Raw genomic sequence first — 16,378 nt, forward strand, 5'->3', positions numbered from 1 at the left:
GGCGGGCGTGACGGGCGGCGGCGCGCCGTGCACGGGCGGTATCGGTGCGGTGACAGCCGGATCGGCGGCCTGTCAGGGCGTTGCGAATGGCGCTATGGTGACGGAGTGGAGTTCACGTCCACCGCGGCGCGGTCAGCCGCGACGGCGGGCGTGACGTGTCGGCTGCGAAGCGAGCGAGGAGCGCGAGCTTGAGACCCGACATTGCGGTCCGGACCGAAGGCGAGGTCGTCGTGGTGGCGCCCGCCGGCGAGCTCGACGCCGTCACGTCCCCGGGTCTGGCCGCGGTCCTCGACGAGCTGCTCGGCGCCGCCGAGCCGTGCCGCGGTGTCGTCATCGACTTCTCCGGTGTGGACTTCTGCGACTCCCGCTGCATCGGCGTCCTGGTCGCCGGCTACCGCCAGGCGCGCGATCGGGGGATCGGGCTGGCCGTGGCCGCGCCGCAGCGCACCGTGCACCGGCTGTTCACGATCGCGGGCATCGACCAGGTCATGACCATCGAGGACGACGTCCAGCGCGCCATGAAGCTGGTCCTCGTCTGACCCCGGGAAGCGGTGCGCCGGTGCGCCGGCGGCGCCGTCACCCGGCCGTGCGGAAGTACAGCCGGACCAGTGAGCCGTCCGGGCCGCCGCTGATCTCCATGAAGTCGCACACCTGGCGGGTGATCCACAGGCCGTACCCCCGCACGCTCAGGACGTCGGTCGGGTAGTACCCGCTCAACGGGTCGGTGAGCCCGCCGCCCTCGTCGAAGACGTCGCACACCAGGTGCCCGGGTATGCGCCACAGCGAGATCCACCCCTTGCCGGCGCCGTGCTCCAGCACGTTGGCCGCCATCTCGTTGACGGACACCACCAGGTCGCCGAGCCGGTCCCCGGTCAGGCCCGCCCGGTCGGCCGCGCCGAGCACCCGCTCCCGCAGGGCGGTCAGGTCCGCGACGATCTCCAGCGTCTCCGTGCGCCCCGTGGGCGCTGGCAGCCGGCGCCCGGCGTCGGCGGCGCTGTAGAGCACCGGGTCCCGGTAGTCGCGGCTGGCGACCGCCCCGGTGGGACCGGCGAGGAGCACCGGATGCGTGCGGGCCACCTCGCGGCGCACACCCGCCGGCAGCGTCCGCGCGTCGTGGACGCACAGCACCCGCAGCGGCGCGCAGGCCAGCGCGGCGTCCAGGACGGAGTCCAGCCGGTGCCACTCCCGCAGCGCCAGCGGCTCGTCGAGCGGCAGCACCGGCTCGCCGACCACGGTGACGTGCCGGTCCGCGTGCGCCACGCCGAGCCGGTGCAGCGCGGCCAGGGTGCGGCCGGGGGCCTCGTACCACCGCGCGCGGTCCACGAACCGGACTGACGCGGCCGCGGCGCCGAGCCCGGCGCGCACCAGGCCGGCGTGCGCGTCAGCGAGGGCCACGACGACGTGCTCGCCCGCGGCCTCGGCCGAACGGATTCGGGGCACCACCACGCCGGCCAGCTCGGCCGGGGAGGCGAACAGCATCCCCTCGTGGCCGAACGTCCGGACGCCGGTGCTCTTCGGCTCCGCGCGTGACGTCATGGCATCGCTCCGCGCTTCTGTCCTCCCGGGCGGGGACGGCCCGTCGGTGTCGGCCGCACCGCTGCCGGCCGGCACCGCTCTCACGAGGCGGACGCCGTCGAAGGGACCGGGGGAGTCCGCTGTCCGCGCGCCTCCGCCGGAGTGGTCGTCAGACACGCCCTAGTGTGCATCATCGCCCGCGGCGAGGGGCAGGTCGCCCTCCTGCGGCAGAGCGCGCCGGTAGACGCGCTCGGTCTCCGAGGCCACCCGCTGCCAGGTGAACCGGGAGGCGGCGCGGTCGGCGGCCGCGATGCCGAAGGCGGTGCGCGACGTGGGGTCGGCGGCGAGCTGGCGGATCGCGCGGCCGAGCGCGTCGGGGCGCGCGTGGCGGAGCAGGATCCCGGTGGTGCCGTCCAGCACCGCGTCGGTCACCCCGCCCGCGGCGCGCGCGACGACCGGCAGCCCGCAGGACATCGCCTCCAGCACCGCACCGCCGTAGGGCTCGTAGCCGGCCGCCGACACGAAGACGTCGGCGGAGCGGAGCAGCCGGGGCAGCTCCTTGCGGTCCACGGCGCCGACCAGTGTCACACGGTCGTCCACTCCGTGCTCCTTGGCCAGCAGTTCGAGCCGGCGCGCGTCGGGGTCGATCGCGAGGTCGTCGCGCGCCGGACCGCCGGCGATGACCAGTTCCGCCTCGGGCACCCGCGACATCGTCTCGACGAGCGCCTCCGCGCCGCCGCCGGTGCCCAGCCGGGTGACGGAGACGATGCGCACGCGTTCGTCGCGGCGGCGCCGCCACGGGCTGGCGGCGGTCGCGCCTTCGACGGTGAAGTGCTCGGTGTCCACCCCGAACGGGATCACGCCCACGCTGGTGCGCGGCACGCCCATGCGGGCCAGTTCGAAGCGCTGCTCGGCGGAGGTCACCACCACGGCGTCCGCCCGGCCGGCCAGCGCGGCCTCCAGCCGGACCCGCTCGTCGCGCCGCGGCAGCCCGGCGCGCTGCTCCGCCACGTTCAGCGAGTGGAAGCTCTGCACCACCGGCGGCGTCGGCGCCTCGGCCGCCTCGCGGCGCACCGCCGAGAGGGCCGCGAGGCCGCTGGTCCAGCCGAAGGCGTGCACGACCTCGGGGGCGTCGTCCACCAGTGCCTCGGCGAGCGCGGTGGCGAAGGCGCCGGTGTGCTCCGCGCTCTCGGACTCGGTCAGCGTGCGCGGCGGTCCCGCGGCCAGGTGGGCGACCGTGACACCGCGCCCCATGCGCGCGCGGTCCGGGAGCGCGGAGTCGCCGCGGCGGGCGTAGACCGTGACCCGGTGACCGAGCCTGGCCAGCTGGCGGGCGAGCGAGGAGACATGGACGCTCCCGCCGCAGGTCGGCTCGCCCCTGTGCGCGGAGAGAGGACGGGTGTGCTCGGATACCAAGGCGATCTTCACGTGTGATACCTCCTGGTGCGGCTGCGACCTGCCGGAAACGAGGACGCGCACCCCCGGTGCCGGGCCGGCCGCCGCGCGGCGCGGCTGAGCGCGCATGCCGACGGTCGCCCGGTGGGCGACGAGAGGGGGTACGGGACGGAACAAGCGGGCTGACGCATGCGAATCACACACCTTCTGGGCCGTTCGGAAAGTAACGTGTTCGGGAAAACACGAATAGCGCTCGTTCCTGCTCCGGCCGTCGGCCGGGCGCGAGCGCGCGAAGGCGAAGGTGTGTCTGCGTCTTAGACACCCAACTGCCGACATTGTGCCAGAAGTCTGGTCGGCTCAACAACGGTCGAAATCCTCCGGTTGCCCGCCGGGTCCGCCACCGGAGACCACCGCGGTCGTTCCGGCGCGGTGCGCCGCCGGTCCGGACCGGACCCGAAAACGGCGCTCCCGCCGCATGTCCGCGGGTTTGCGGATGATCGTGTCGGGCAGATCCCCGCCCATGGCCCCGCGGCGTTTCGGCGGGCGACCTGAGAACAAGGGGAACGGAATGAACAGGCTGCCACCTCGGTGGACGCGGAGCGGCGGCGCGGCCTCCGACCCGATCCCCCGCCACCGTGGCGCGGGGGCGCTGAGCGGCCGGCGGGCGCTGGTCGTCGGGGGCCTCAGCGGCGGCATCCCGCTGGGCCGCACGGTCGCCACCGCCCTGGCGAAGGAGGGAGCGGCCGTCGCGCTCGCCGAAAGCGCCGCCAGGACCGCGCCGTCCCGAGCGTGGCCCTCTGCACGCGACTCCCGCGACTCCGATGCCGCCCGCACCCGTCCCACCACCGGCCGGGGCCGAGGGCGCCCGATCGTGCCGGCGCGGTCGTCCAGCCCGCTCGGCGCCCGGCCGGAACCGGCCACCGAGCGGCCGGACACGCCACGGGGGGCCGGCGCCGACCCGCTCCGCTCCACGGCCCGGCTGCTCGCCCGGCTGGGTGCCAGCGCGCTCCCGCTGCACTGCGACACCGCCGACGAGAGCGGCTGCCGCGGGGCCGTCGCGCACACGGCCCTGGAGTTCGGCGGAATCGACCTGCTCGTGGTCTGCGGACAGCCCGCCCCCGCCGCCGGCGGGCTCCTCGACCTCACGACGGAGGACCTGGACCGCACCATCCGCGCCACGCTGTACAGCACGTTGTGGCTGGTCCAGGCGGCACGCGTCTTCATGCAGCCGGGCTCCTCGGTGGTCCTGACCGCCGCCCCCTCGGGCCGCCTCGGCTCCGCCGAGGGCATCGGCCACGCCGCCGGTGCGGCCGCGGTCATGAACCTCGCCCGCTCCCTCGCCGACGCGCTCGCCGAGCGCGACGTCCGGGTCAACTGCGCGGTGCCGGAGGACGGGGACGACCCGCACGACGTGGCGGCGGCCTACGTCCGGCTCGCCCGCGGCGGGGCGGCGGCGCCGACCGGCGCGGTGCTGCCGGTGTCTGAACTCGTCCCCCCGGGCTGACTCCGGTCATCGGGAGTGGCTGCGCGCAGACGCGCCCCGGGGCAGTATGGGAACTGCGCATCTCGGGGATTTCCGTCATGATGTACGCGGGTTTTGACCATGGTCGACCGTCCCCCGATACGGTTACATGATCAACGCGCCTCGCCCACCGTCCGGGAGGGGCGCCGCTTGGGACTGTTCGGCACGTGTTGCCGATGAAACAGGAGGTAGGGCGCATGGGTGTCGATGGTGGGGCAGTCACGGTAACGGCCCTCACGCACCGGGGCGCTGTTCGCCAGGCCAACGAGGACGCGGTCGTCCTGGGCGCTCTCACCGTGGCCGGAGCGGACATGAACGCACCGGCGCGGTGCGTGCTGCCCGTGACCGACCCCGTGGTCGTGGCGGTCGCCGACGGACTCGGCGGGCACGCGGCGGGGGAGATCGCCTCCGAGCACGCCGTGCACCGCATGGCGGAGAGCGGCCCGCAGCTGACCGGCCCGGACTCGATCGACCTCCTGCTCAAGCACATCGACGAGGAGATCAAGGAGCACGCCGGCCAGCACGCCGAGTTCTCCGGTATGGGCACCACCGTCGCCGGGATGCTGCTCACCACGGACGGCAACTTCTGGTTCAACGTCGGCGACTCGCGCACCTACCGGCTCCAGGACGGGCGGCTGACCCAGCTGTCCGAGGACGACTCGCCGGCCCTGCCGCCCTCCGAGGACGGCAAGCCGGTCACCACGAACTTCATCACGCAGTCGCTCGGCGGCAGCGGTGCCAGCGCCATGGTGCCGCACGTCGGCCGCGACCCGGAGCCGGGCCCGGGCGCCTGGCTGATGTGCAGCGACGGCCTGTCGGACCTCGTGACCCTGGAGGAGATGGAGCGCATCATCGCCGGCGCGGACAGCGACGAGACCGCCGTGCGGGAGCTCTGGCGGGCGGCCATGGACGCCTCCGGCCGCGACAACATCAGCGTGCTGCTGGTCCGCCGGACCTGAGAGGAGCGAGCCGCCGCCCTCCGCCCACCCATGCCGCGGCCCCGGGAGCACGCCACTGCTCCCGGGGCCGGCGTTTGTGCGGGGACCGGCGCGGTCAGCGCTCTCCGCGGCCCTCCCCGTCCTGGCCGCCCGGCCCCCGGCCGGGGCCGCCGGGACGGCGGATCCGGATCAGCAGGACCACCACGAGCGCCACGACCGCGATGCCCGCGACGACGGCCGCCACGGGCCCGGTGGCGGCCAGCGGGTTGGTCGGCTGCGCGGCCGGCTCCCCGGCGTCGGAGCCGCCGACGGCGCCGCCCTGGTCGGGACTCGACGACGGCGCGTCCGGGGTCGGGTCCGCGGCCGGCACCGCGTCCGGGGTGAGCGTGTAGGCGATCTCCCCCTCGATCGGGTGGCCGTCGGCGGAGATGATCCGGTAGTTGACCAGGAACTCGCCGGCCTGCTGCGGGGTCCTCAGCGCGATCGACGCCTTCTCCCCGTCGACGTGGACCTCGCCTTCCTCGTACTTCTGGCCGTCCGGGCCGGTCACGGTGATCCCGTTGCCGCCGCTGCCCACCGTGGCGTTGAACGTCAGCTCGATCTGGTCGGGCGCCTGCGCGGGCGTGGAGCCGTCCTCGGGCGAGGAGCTGACCAGCACGTTGTGGGCCTGCGCCGCGGGCGCCGTGCCCAGGCCGACCAGCAGGGCGATGAGTAGGGCGGCGAACAGGCCGGCCCAGCGGCGGCCGTGGTGCTCGTGGATGTTCAAGGGGGACCTCTCAGTGGACGAAGGTGTGTTCGGTCGTGGCTCCCGCGCGTGGCGACGGGAGCGGTGCACCGAACGGAGGTCCCCGTGTCCGGAGGCGGAGCGGCGGGCCGGAGGCCGGCCGGAGGGCCGGTCGGCGGGCCGGGACCAGAGGCGGGACGGCGAGCGGCCCCGGCGGCTCCAGCAGGCGCGGCAGCGCGTACCCGAGGAGGGCCGACAGCGACCACAGGGCGGTCTCACCGCGACTGAGCAGCGCGGCCGCGAGCAGTGCGGCCCAGAGGTGGCCGGCCAGCATGCCGGGCGAGTAGCCGAGTACGCAGGGACCGACGTGCGCGATGACCGCGGCGGGATGCGCCGCGGCGGGGCCGGTGGAGACGAAGAGGATGTGGGTGACCGCCTGCGCGGCGGCCAGCACCCCGAAGATCTCGCCGAACCCCCGCTGCGAGCGGGTGAACGGCGCGACCGCGAGCGCGGTGAACCCGGTGGCGAGCGGGAAGGAGAGCGCGGTGGTGTCACCGCCGGCCCACACGGCGTGGCCGGCCCAGGCGAGACCGGTGCAGGCCATCGCCAGGAGGGCGGTGCGGACCAGCCACAACGGTCCCCGGCTCGGTAGGTGCACGGTTACGAATCTAGTCGACCAGGGTAAAGCGTCCCCCAAGCCGGGGCGGCGGACGGCAAAGGAACGTCAGCGCGCGGTCAGCTGGCCGGAACGAGTTCCCGGCGCAGGTAACGCCGCTCCTCCGGCGTGGTCGCCCCCCACACGCCGTGCGCCTCTCCCGCCCGCAGGGCCCAGCGCAGGCACTCCTGGCGCACCGGGCAGGTACGGCAGATGGCCTTGGCCAGGTCCGCGTCATGGCGTCCTGGGCCGGTGGTGCTGACCGGGAAGAAGATCTCGGGGTCGTATCTGCGGCAGGCCCCCTGCGCGACCCAGTCTTCGCTCTCGTGGTAAAGGCGGTTCACCAGGCGCCTCCGATCCCTGGCTCGTGTCCCTTGGTTCCCATGGCTCGGCGCCGTGGGGGCGTCCGTGTCCGCGCCGAGCGTGCCGATGGTGCGGGGTGGACGTCACGTTCTCGCCGTTCGGCGGCCGTGTCGTTCCGGTCGCGTTGCCTGCGAGTGCTCGCGGAAGGGTCGTCCGTGGATGCGCACGGGACGCCGCTTCGCGACTCGACCGATTGTAGTACTACACGCAGTCGTACTACGCGCAGTCTGCTAAAAAACCGTCCGTGTTTCAAGTACTGACCGACACGTCGTTCGGTAATCGTGTTCCCGCGATGCGGAACGGCGGAGCCTCCGCGGCGGAGCGTCCGGGTGCGGTGCCCGGGGCGCGGCGCGGCCACCGCTGGTCCCGCCGGGTTCTCGCGCGTCCGAGCGGTCGCGCACCGGGTTGTCCATTACGGAACGGTTCGGTGCCGGATTTCGTGATCAGAAGGGTGGATCGTCCGAATTTGTGTGACATCCATCACGCTTAAAGTTCGGTGTGCCAGGCCCTATGTTTGGCGGTGACGCTGTTCGGACGCCCTGACCGGCTTCCCCGGGCCCCTCGCGCCGGGGGATCGCGCCGGGCCATCGAATCTCCTGGTGGGCACGGCGGGTGCCGAGCCCCGCCCCGCCGCCCTCGCGGGCCCGCCTTCGGCGACGGAACGTGACCGCCGCTGTTAAGTGAACGAGCCCTACCCGGCGAAATATCAGCGAAACATACTCGGCGAATTTCGAGAAATCGCTGTTCAGGAACGTTCGCTATCTTCCTGCGACGTGCCACTGAAACAGATTCGTGCCGCAGACCGAGGCGACTCCGCGGAGCGTGATCAGCGCTCCGTAACCGCCGCGGGCTCCGTCGGCGTACGACTGACGCCGCCCTCCGTCGGCGACGGCCGGCACCTCTGGGCGCTCGCCCGGGACTGCGGACTCGACGTCAACTCCCCCTACGCCTACACGCTGTGGTGCCGCGACTTCGCCGGCACGTCGGTCGTCGCCCGCGACCCCGGCGGCCGGGTCCGCGGCTTCGTGACCGGCTACGTGCGGCCGGACAGCCCCGACACCTACTTCCTCTGGCAGGTCGGCGTGCACGCGGCCGCGCGCGGCCGCGGCCTCGCCCGGCAGATGCTCGACCACATCGGCGACCGCGTCGCCGAGCGGGGCCTCCGGCACCTGGAGGCGACCGTCACCCCCGACAACACCGCGTCCCGCGCGCTCTTCGCGTCGTTCGCCCGGGACCGCGGCGCCTCCGCGGAGTGGACTCCGCTGTTCGACACCTGCCACTTCCCCCAGGACGGACCCGAGGAGCACCCGCCCGAGGAGCTCGTCCGGATCGGACCGCTGGTCCCATGACCGGCCGGAGCTCCCGCCAGCAGGTCGGGCGGCGCACGCCGCCCGCCCGGCGAATCCCGACCGTTCCCGTCGTCACGGCTTCCGTTCAGGCCGCGGAGGCCCAGCTTTCCGTTCAGGCCGCGGAGGCCCAGCTTTCCGTTCACGCCACGGAGGCTGCCAACCACCCACGCACATGGGGAAAGGATCCGAGGAAACCACGATGGACATCTTCGACCGCCTCGAATCGGAAGTCCGCAGCTACTGCCGAGGCTGGCCGGTCGTCTTCGGCGAGGCGCGCGGCAGCCACGTCTACGACGAGACGGGCCGGCCCTACCTCGACTTCTTCGCGGGAGCGGGCTCACTGAACTACGGGCACAACCATCCGGAGCTGAAAGCCGCCCTCCTCGACTACCTGGCCGGGGACTCCATCGTGCACAGCCTGGACGCCCACACGGTGGCCAAACGCGACTTCCTGGAGACCTTCGGCGAGGTCGTGCTGCGGCCGCGCGGACTCGACTACAAGGTGCAGTTCCCCGGTCCGGCCGGCAACAACGCGGTTGAGGCCGCGCTGAAGCTCGCCCGCAAGATCACCGGCCGCGAGACGGTCGTCAGCTTCACCAACGGCTTCCACGGCATGACCCTGGGCGCGCTCGCGGTGACCGGCAACTCCATGAAGCGGCACGGCGCCGGCGTTCCGCTCAACCACGCCGCCACCATGCCGTTCGACAACTACCTGGACGGCCAGACGCCCGACTTCCTGTGGCTGCGCAGCCTGCTGGAGGACAGCGGCAGCGGCCTGGACCGGCCGGCGGCGGTGATCGTCGAGACCGTGCAGGGCGAGGGCGGCATCAACGTGGCCAGCGCGGCCTGGCTGCGCGGCCTGTCCGACCTGTGCCGGGAGCACGACATCCTGCTCATCGTCGACGACATCCAGATGGGGTGCGGGCGGACCGGGCCGTTCTTCAGCTTCGAGCACGCCGGGATCGAGCCCGACATCGTGACGCTCTCCAAGTCGATCAGCGGCTACGGGCTCCCGCTCGCGCTCACCCTGTTCAAGCGGCACCTCGACGTGTGGGAGCCGGGCGAGCACAACGGCACCTTCCGCGGCCCCAACCCGTCCTTCGTCACCGGTACCGCCGCGCTGAACCTGTTCTGGCGCGACGACCGGCTGGAGAAGGAGACCCGGACCAAGGGCGAGCTCGTCGAGGACGCGCTCACCGCCCTCGCGGCCGACCTGCCCGGCACCGGTGCGCACGTGCGGGGGCGCGGACTGGCGCGCGGCATCGGCTTCACCGAGCAGGGCGTCGCCAAGGCCGTGTGCGCCGAGGCGTTCCGGCGCGGCCTGCTCATGGAGACCTCCGGACCCGAGGACGAGGTGGTGAAGCTGCTGCCGCCGCTGACCACGTCCGAGGAGGACCTGCGCCGGGGCCTCGACATCCTCGCCGAGTCGGCCCGCGCCGCGGTGCGCACGCCGCAGCCGGTCTGATCCGAACCCGGCGGCCGAGCCGGGCCGGCGGCCCCGGCCCGGCCTGCCCGCCGACCAGCGCTCCGGCGCAGCCGGACCGCGGAGCAGCATCCACCAGCACGAACAGCCGAACAGAGGAGCGCACGCACGTGATCGTTCGCAGTCTGGACGAGGTCGACGGCACCGACCGCGACGTCAGGACCGAGACCTGGCGGAGCCGCCGCGTCATTCTCGCCAAGGAGGGGGTCGGCTTCTCGTTCCACGAGACGGTGCTCTACGCGGGCACCGAGACCCGCATGTGGTACGCCAACCACGTCGAGCTCGTGCACTGCATCGAGGGCGAGGCCGAGCTGACCAACGAGGAGACCGGCGAGACGCACCTCATCACGCCGGGCACCCTGTACCTCCTGGACGGCAACGAGCACCACACCGTCCGGCCGAAGAGCGACTTCCGGGTGCTGTGCGTCTTCAACCCGCCCGTCACGGGCCGCGAGGTGCACGACGAGAACGGCGTGTACCCGCTGCTGCGGGAGGAGCCCGTGGCGGCCGACTGAGCACCGGGGACGAAGGCGCCGGCGGCGGGGGTCCCCCGCCACCAGCGCACCAGTCCTCCGCCACCAGCGCACCGACGACCTGACAGGGAGGTAGGGCCATGACCGCGTTGACGACCGACTTCGAACAGCCGACCACGGACGAGTACCCGACCAGGAAGAGCACCGAGCCCGCTCTGCTGTACCGCAGGGAGCCGGTCGTCTGGGGTGGCGCCGACGGACCGATCGACCCGGACACGCTGGCGTCGTTCGACGAGAAGGGCTACCTCCAGGTCGAGGAGCTGCTGACGCCGGAGGAGCTGGAGAGCTGCCGCGCCGAGCTGCGGCGGCTCAGCGAGGACCAGGACCTCAAGCGCGACGAGCGCGTGGTGGTGGAGCGCAAGTCCGACGAGGTGCGCTCGATCTTCGAGGTGCACCGGATCAGCGAGGTCTTCGCCGACCTGGTCCGCGACCCGCGGGTGGTCGGCCGGGCCCGCCAGATCCTGGGCTCCGACGTCTACGTGCACCAGAGCCGGGTGAACTACAAGCCCGGATTCACCGGCACCGACTTCTACTGGCACTCCGACTTCGAGACCTGGCACGCCGAGGACGGCATGCCGCGGATGCGCGCGGTGAGCATCTCGATCCAGCTCACCGACAACTACCCGTACAACGGGGCGCTGATGATCATGCCCGGATCGCACCGGACGTTCGTGTCCTGCGTCGGCGAGACCCCGGAGGACCACTACCGGGCGTCGCTGAAGAACCAGGAGGTCGGCACGCCCGACCAGAGCAGCCTGTCGATCCTGGCCGACAAGCACGGCATCGACGTGCTCACCGGCCCGGCCGGCGGCGCGATCATGTTCGACTCCAACTGCATGCACGGTTCGAACGGCAACATCACGCCGTTCCCGCGCTCCAACGTCTTCGTCGTCTTCAACAGCGTCGAGAACACCTGTGGCGAGCCGTTCGCCGCGCCCGCGCCGCGGCCGCCCTTCCTCGGCTCCCGCGACTTCACGCCGGTCGTCTGATCGCCGGCCGGACCGCCGGACGGGGCGCCGCGGAGGGACCGCGGCGCCCCGACTTCTGTGCCGTCCGCACTCGGAGCCGCACCCCCGACACGCCCTCCCACCTGCGCGGACGGTGGTCCCGCGCCCGGCGCCCATCTCCGTTTTCGGTAAATACCAGGTCAGAGGTAGTTAAGGTCGGCCGAACGTGGGCACGGATGGGTGCACAAGCGCCAAGATCGCGGGGCCGCGCGCGGCCCCGCCGCCCGTGGAGGTGTCCGGAGGCGCCCCCTGACCTGGGCGGACCTCCTCGGGGCCGGCGCGTTCCGCACAACACACGCGGCGCTCCCCTCCTAGCCTCCGAGCCGGAGGGGAGCGCCGTGCTGGTTCCCCCGAGGAGCTACATGACGAGATACACACAGAGCAGTCTGGGGCGGCGCCGCTTCCTCGCCCGGGCGGGCGGCGCCGGCGTGGCCGCGCTGCTCGGGCCGACGCTGTTGAGTTCCTGTTCGCGAGTCGGTACCGGAAACACCTTCGACCGGATCCGGGAACAGGGCTACATCAACGTCGGATTCGCCAACGAGGCTCCCTACGGCTTCACCGACCTCGCCACCGGGCAGCTCACCGGAGAGGCGCCGGAGCTGGCCAGGGCCGTCTTCCGCGAGCTGGGCGTGCCCGAGGTCCGCGGCACGCAGGTGCAGTTCGGCGGGCTGATCCCCGGCCTGCTGGGCGGCCAGTTCGACATGGTCGCCGCCGGCATGTCCATCACACCGGACCGGTGCGCGCAGGTCGCCTTCACCGACCCCGACTTCCTCAGCCGGACCGCTTTCCTGGTGCCGGAGGGCAACCCCGAGCGCATCGAGCGCTTCACGGCCTTCACGGAGAACCCGGACCTGGTCCTGTGCGTCCTGAACGCCACCGTGGAACAGGAGATGGCGCTGGCCCAGGGGGTGCCGGCCGAGCAGATCCAGACGGCCCCCGACACCCCGAGCGCCTATGAGCTGCTGCAGACCGGGCGCATCGACGCGGTGGCCCTCACCAGCATCTCGCTGCGCTGGATGCTCGACCAGCGGGGCGGGCCGTTCGAGGTCACCGACGCCTTCTTCCCGGCCGACCCCGAGACCGGCGAGGAGATCCTCGGCGGTGGCGGCTTCGCGCTGCGCCCGGCCGACCGCGACCTCGTCGATGCCTTCGACGCGCAGCTCGCGGAGTTCAAGGACAGCGGCCGGCTGCTGGAGATCATCGAGCCGTTCGGCTTCACCGAGCAGGAACTCCCCGGAGACCTGACGGCCCGGCAGCTCTGCGAGGCGGCATGAGAGCCGGACAGGGGGGACCGTCGTGAACTTCTTCGTCGACGCGCTGCCGCTGTACCTCAACGGCGCGCGCTACACACTGCTCATCACCGTGGGCGGCTGCGCCCTGGCGTTCGCCATCGCGATGGCCGTCGGGATCCTCGGCTCGACACGCAGCGCCGCGCTGCGGGCCCTCGCCAGCGTCTACGTCGAGGTGTTCCGCGGGGTCGCGGCGCTGGTGCTGATGTTCTGGCTGTTCTACGCCATGCCGCTGCTCACCGGCTACCGCCTGGAGCCGGTGTTCGCCGCCATCCTGGCGCTCGGCCTCAACATCGGCGCCTACGGGGCCGAGAACGTGCGGGGCGCCATCAAGGCGGTGCCGCGCAGCCAGTACGAGGCCACGGTGGCGCTCAACCTCAGCTGGACGCAGCGCATGCGGCTGGTGGTGCTGCCGCAGGCGTGGGCGCAGATGCTGCCCACGTTCGGCAACCTGGTCATCGAGCTGATGAAGGGCAGCGCCGTGGTCTCGCTGATCGCCGTCTCCGACATCACCTTCGTGGCGCAGCAGCTGCGCACCTTCACCGGTGAGACGGTGCTCGCGTTCGCCGCCGCGCTGGTGACCTACTTCGTGATCGCCCAGGTCTTCGTGGCGCTCATGCGGCTGGCGGAGCGCAGCGCGAACCGCCGCCTCGGCCGGATCCCCGCCCGGCCCCGCCGGCGGGCGAAACCGGCCGGTGCCGCGGCGAAGGGAGGGGCGGCATGACCTTCGACTGGGGCTTCGTCGGCGAGGCCATGCCCGACCTGCTCACCGGACTGCGCTACACCGTCCAGGCCACCGTCCTCGGCTACGCCGTCGCACTGGTGGTCGGCCTGCTGGTCGCCATCGTGCGGCGCGGCGCGCCGCCGCTGGTGGCCGGGACCGTCCACTGGGTGATGGAGTTCATCCGGTGCACACCGCTGCTGGTGCAGCTCTTCTTCGTCTTCTACGTACTGCCCGGCGTGGGGATCGAGCTGTCCCCGCTCACCGCCGGCGTCATCGGCCTGGGCCTGCACTACGCGGCCTACACCGCCGAGGTGTACCGGTCCGGCATGGAGGGTGTGCCGCGCGGCCAGTGGGAGGCCACCCGGGCGCTCAGCCTGCCGGCGCACCGGGTGTGGCTGGCGGTGATCCTGCCGCAGGCGATCCGCCGGGTGATCCCCGCCCTGGGCAACTACCTGATCGCGATGTTCAAGGACACCCCATTGTTGTTCGCGATCACCGTGCCCGAGCTGCTCTTCGAGGCCAACCAGCTCGGCGGCCAGTACTTCAAGTATCTCGAAACGATGACCGTGGTCGGGCTGCTCTTCGTCGTGGTGAGCGTGCCGTCCGCGATCGCGATCCGACTTCTGGAGCGACGCTATGCCGCAGTCTGACGACACCGCCCCCCGGGCGGAGACCGAGGCGGCCGGTGCGCCGGCCGCCGCGCCGGAGCCCGCGCCGGCCGCCGGCGCGCACGATGGGGACGGGCCGCTGATCCGGTTCGAACGGGTGGTCAAGCGCTTCGGCGACAACGTGGTGCTGCGGGAGCTCGACTTCAACGTCGAGGCCGGCGAGCGGGTCACGCTGATCGGACCGAGCGGGTCCGGTAAGACCACGATCCTGCGGCTGCTGATGACGCTGGAGACGGTGAACGGCGGCGTGATCTGGGTCAACGGCGACCCGCTCAGCCACATGCGCAAGGGCGAGCGGCTGGTGCCGGCTAACGAGCGGCACCAGCGGCAGGTGCGCCGCAAGATCGGGATGGTGTTCCAGCAGTTCAACCTGTTCCCGAACATGAGCGTGCGGCGCAACATCACCGAGGCGCCGGTCCACTCGCTCGGCGTCTCCCGCGAGGAGGCCGACCAGCGCGCCGAGGAGCTGCTGGAGATGGTCGGGCTCGGCGACAAGATCGACGAGCACCCGACCCGGCTCTCGGGCGGGCAGCAGCAGCGGGTCGCGATCGCGCGGGCACTGGCGATGCGGCCGGAGATCCTGCTGCTCGACGAGGTCACCTCGGCCCTCGACCCCGAACTCGTCGCCGGAGTGCTCGACGTCCTGCGGGAGATCGCCCGTACCACGGACATCACCATGCTGGCGGTGACCCACGAGATGGGCTTCGCCCGCGACGTGTCGCACCGCGTCCTGATGTTCGACGAGGGCCAGATCGTCGAGGAGGGGCCGCCGGAGCAGATCTTCGGCGAACCGCGTGAGGAGCGCACCCGCTCCTTCCTGCACGCGGTCCTGGAGAGCGGCTGACCGGCCGCCGCCGCGCCGACAGGTGGCCCGCCCCCGTCCTCCGGGGGCGGGCCACCGCGCCGTGCGGGTCAGGCCGCTTCGGCGCGCGCCCGCTCCGCCGGGCGGCGGTAGGCGAGCCGGCGCAGCGCGGTCTCGGCTGGGCCGCGCCGGCCGGCGCGTTCCAGCGCGTAGGCGCCGAGGACCGTGACCAGCCACACGCCCGTCGCGAAGGCCGCCATCTGCCAGCTGCCGAACTGGCCGCCCAGCCCCAGCCCCCACGCGGCCAGCAGCGGGGCGCACAGCACCGACTGGGCGAGGTAGGCCGACATGGAGCGCTTGCCCACCGCCGTGACCACGGTGGCCACCCGGCCGCGCGCGGCGCGCTCGCTGAGGCGGTGCGCCACCAGCCCGAACAGCGCCACATAGCCCAAGCCGGCGAACAGCCCCGTGACCCCGAGCGGGGCGGAGAGGGCCGGGCCGACGCCGGCCGGCACCGAGAGCACGCCCACGTGGTGCAGCGCGTACGGCAGGGCGCTGGCCCAGCCGATCGAGATGCCGCCGACCGCCACGGTCCGCAGCAGCCGCAGGTGCCGGCCCGGCTCCTCCAGGACCCGGTGCCGCGCGGCCCAGAAGGCGAGCAGCACCGCCACCAGGACGGCGAGCCCGAGGAAGCCCTGCACCGCCACGATGATCGTCCACACGAGGATCCGCGGGCCCACGGAGGCGAGGTAGTCCGTGGCGGCGATGTTCGCGACCAGCGGCGCGAGGATGTCGACCTCCGCGCCGGCGGGGTCCAGCAGACCGGCGGCCGCCATCGCCGCGGCCGACAGCGTCATGAGCCCGGCCCCCACGGCGGCCCACACCAGCAGGGTGCGGTCGCGGCGGCGCAGGAACAGCGCGCACATCAGCAGGCCGACCAGCCCGTAGGTGCCGATGATGTCGCCCATCCACAGCAGGGCGGCGTGCACGAAGCCGAACGCGACCATCCACAGGTGGCGCCTGCGCAGCAGCGCCCGGGCGGACCGCTCCGGGACGCCGGACGCGAGCTGGCGGTTCAGCAGCTGCACGACCCCGTAGCCGAACAGGAACGCGAACATCGGGTAGACGCGCTCGTCCACGGCGGTGATGATCACGACCTGGGCGACCCTGTCCAGCAGGGTGCCGTCCACCGGGTGGATGCTCTCGGGGCCGCGTTCGGAGGCCCACAGGTAGTAGGCGCTGTTGGCCAGCGCGATCAGCAGCAGCATGCAGCCGCGCGCCAGGTCGGGGGCGAGCGCGCGCTCGCCGGGGCCCGCAGGCCCCCGGATCGCGGTACCGGCGGGTGGCGCGGCCACGGCTTCGCCGTCCTTGTGCATGCGTCCTCTCTCGGTTCTGTCGGGGGTGCGGGAGG

Annotated in this window: 17 protein-coding genes; 11 read left to right on the forward strand and 6 right to left on the reverse strand. The window is 72.9% G+C overall.

The genetic code is table 11. The annotated features are described in order from the left end of the window. The first annotated feature begins 188 nt into the window (after positions 1-188). Positions 189-539, forward strand: coding sequence for an STAS domain-containing protein (locus DEF28_RS20260; RefSeq protein ID WP_114399378.1), 351 nt, complete (start codon positions 189-191; stop codon positions 537-539). A 37-nt stretch (positions 540-576) separates the two neighbouring features. Here DEF28_RS20260 and DEF28_RS20265 read toward each other — a convergent pair whose 3' ends face one another. Continuing rightward, positions 577-1,536, reverse strand: a complete 960-nt coding sequence (locus DEF28_RS20265; RefSeq protein ID WP_114399377.1) for a sensor histidine kinase — start codon at positions 1,534-1,536, stop codon at positions 577-579. 159 nt (positions 1,537-1,695) lie between these two features. Beyond that, a complete protein-coding gene (locus DEF28_RS20270; RefSeq protein WP_114399376.1) occupies positions 1,696-2,943 on the reverse strand; it encodes a glycosyltransferase in 1,248 nt (415 codons plus the stop codon). Positions 2,944-3,478: 535 nt separating this feature from the next. On the opposite strand from DEF28_RS20270, the gene DEF28_RS20275 reads away from it, so the two are divergent. Both DEF28_RS20275 and DEF28_RS20280 read left to right on the forward strand, forming a co-directional pair. Further along, the gene (locus DEF28_RS20275) at positions 3,479-4,414 is read left to right on the forward strand and encodes an SDR family oxidoreductase (protein ID WP_114399375.1); all 936 of its coding nucleotides are present in this window, start codon (positions 3,479-3,481) and stop codon (positions 4,412-4,414) included. Positions 4,415-4,629: 215 nt separating this feature from the next. Continuing rightward, on the forward strand, positions 4,630-5,391 hold the full coding sequence (locus DEF28_RS20280) for a PP2C family protein-serine/threonine phosphatase (protein WP_114399374.1): 762 nt from the start codon (positions 4,630-4,632) through the stop codon (positions 5,389-5,391). Positions 5,392-5,485: 94 nt separating this feature from the next. Here the strand turns inward: DEF28_RS20280 and DEF28_RS20285 are convergent, their stop codons facing one another. From DEF28_RS20285 to DEF28_RS20295, 3 genes are all read right to left on the reverse strand, one after another. Continuing rightward, on the reverse strand, positions 5,486-6,136 hold the full coding sequence (locus tag DEF28_RS20285; RefSeq protein ID WP_233515430.1) for a copper resistance CopC family protein: 651 nt from the start codon (positions 6,134-6,136) through the stop codon (positions 5,486-5,488). A gap of 10 nt (positions 6,137-6,146) precedes the next feature. Beyond that, entirely contained in the window at positions 6,147-6,752 is a 606-nt protein-coding gene (locus tag DEF28_RS20290; protein WP_181874379.1) for a hypothetical protein, read from the reverse strand. A gap of 77 nt (positions 6,753-6,829) precedes the next feature. Then, on the reverse strand, positions 6,830-7,093 hold the full coding sequence (locus DEF28_RS20295) for a WhiB family transcriptional regulator (protein WP_114399373.1): 264 nt from the start codon (positions 7,091-7,093) through the stop codon (positions 6,830-6,832). 792 nt (positions 7,094-7,885) lie between these two features. On the opposite strand from DEF28_RS20295, the gene ectA reads away from it, so the two are divergent. From ectA to ehuA, 8 genes are all read left to right on the forward strand, one after another. Further along, complete coding sequence (gene ectA / locus DEF28_RS20300; RefSeq protein WP_374058223.1) at positions 7,886-8,461, forward strand: diaminobutyrate acetyltransferase; 576 nt, start codon at positions 7,886-7,888, stop codon at positions 8,459-8,461. A 199-nt stretch (positions 8,462-8,660) separates the two neighbouring features. Then, positions 8,661-9,926, forward strand: coding sequence for a diaminobutyrate--2-oxoglutarate transaminase (gene ectB / locus DEF28_RS20305; protein WP_114399372.1), 1,266 nt, complete (start codon positions 8,661-8,663; stop codon positions 9,924-9,926). Positions 9,927-10,054: 128 nt separating this feature from the next. Next, positions 10,055-10,459 (forward strand): ectoine synthase, encoded by a 405-nt coding sequence (locus DEF28_RS20310; protein ID WP_114399371.1) that lies wholly within the window; start codon positions 10,055-10,057, stop codon positions 10,457-10,459. Between the two features lie 98 nt (positions 10,460-10,557). After that, on the forward strand, positions 10,558-11,466 hold the full coding sequence (thpD, locus tag DEF28_RS20315) for an ectoine hydroxylase (RefSeq protein WP_114399370.1): 909 nt from the start codon (positions 10,558-10,560) through the stop codon (positions 11,464-11,466). A 380-nt stretch (positions 11,467-11,846) separates the two neighbouring features. Beyond that, the gene (ehuB, locus tag DEF28_RS20320) at positions 11,847-12,758 is read left to right on the forward strand and encodes an ectoine/hydroxyectoine ABC transporter substrate-binding protein EhuB (protein WP_114399369.1); all 912 of its coding nucleotides are present in this window, start codon (positions 11,847-11,849) and stop codon (positions 12,756-12,758) included. 22 nt (positions 12,759-12,780) lie between these two features. Further along, positions 12,781-13,497, forward strand: coding sequence for an ectoine/hydroxyectoine ABC transporter permease subunit EhuC (gene ehuC / locus DEF28_RS20325; protein WP_114399368.1), 717 nt, complete (start codon positions 12,781-12,783; stop codon positions 13,495-13,497). Further along, entirely contained in the window at positions 13,494-14,147 is a 654-nt protein-coding gene (gene ehuD / locus DEF28_RS20330; RefSeq protein WP_114399367.1) for an ectoine/hydroxyectoine ABC transporter permease subunit EhuD, read from the forward strand. The genes ehuC and ehuD overlap by 4 nt, the downstream gene beginning before the upstream one ends. Continuing rightward, entirely contained in the window at positions 14,134-15,009 is an 876-nt protein-coding gene (gene ehuA, locus DEF28_RS20335) for an ectoine/hydroxyectoine ABC transporter ATP-binding protein EhuA (protein WP_114399366.1), read from the forward strand. Before ehuD ends, ehuA begins: the two co-directional genes overlap by 14 nt. A 68-nt stretch (positions 15,010-15,077) precedes the next feature. Here the strand turns inward: ehuA and DEF28_RS20340 are convergent. Continuing rightward, positions 15,078-16,378: DUF418 domain-containing protein (locus DEF28_RS20340; protein ID WP_394340378.1), on the reverse strand; the 1,301-nt coding region annotated here is incomplete at its 5' end.

The sequence above is a fragment of the Marinitenerispora sediminis genome (assembly GCF_003336425.1).
GTDB lineage: Bacteria > Actinomycetota > Actinomycetes > Streptosporangiales > Streptosporangiaceae > Marinitenerispora > Marinitenerispora sediminis.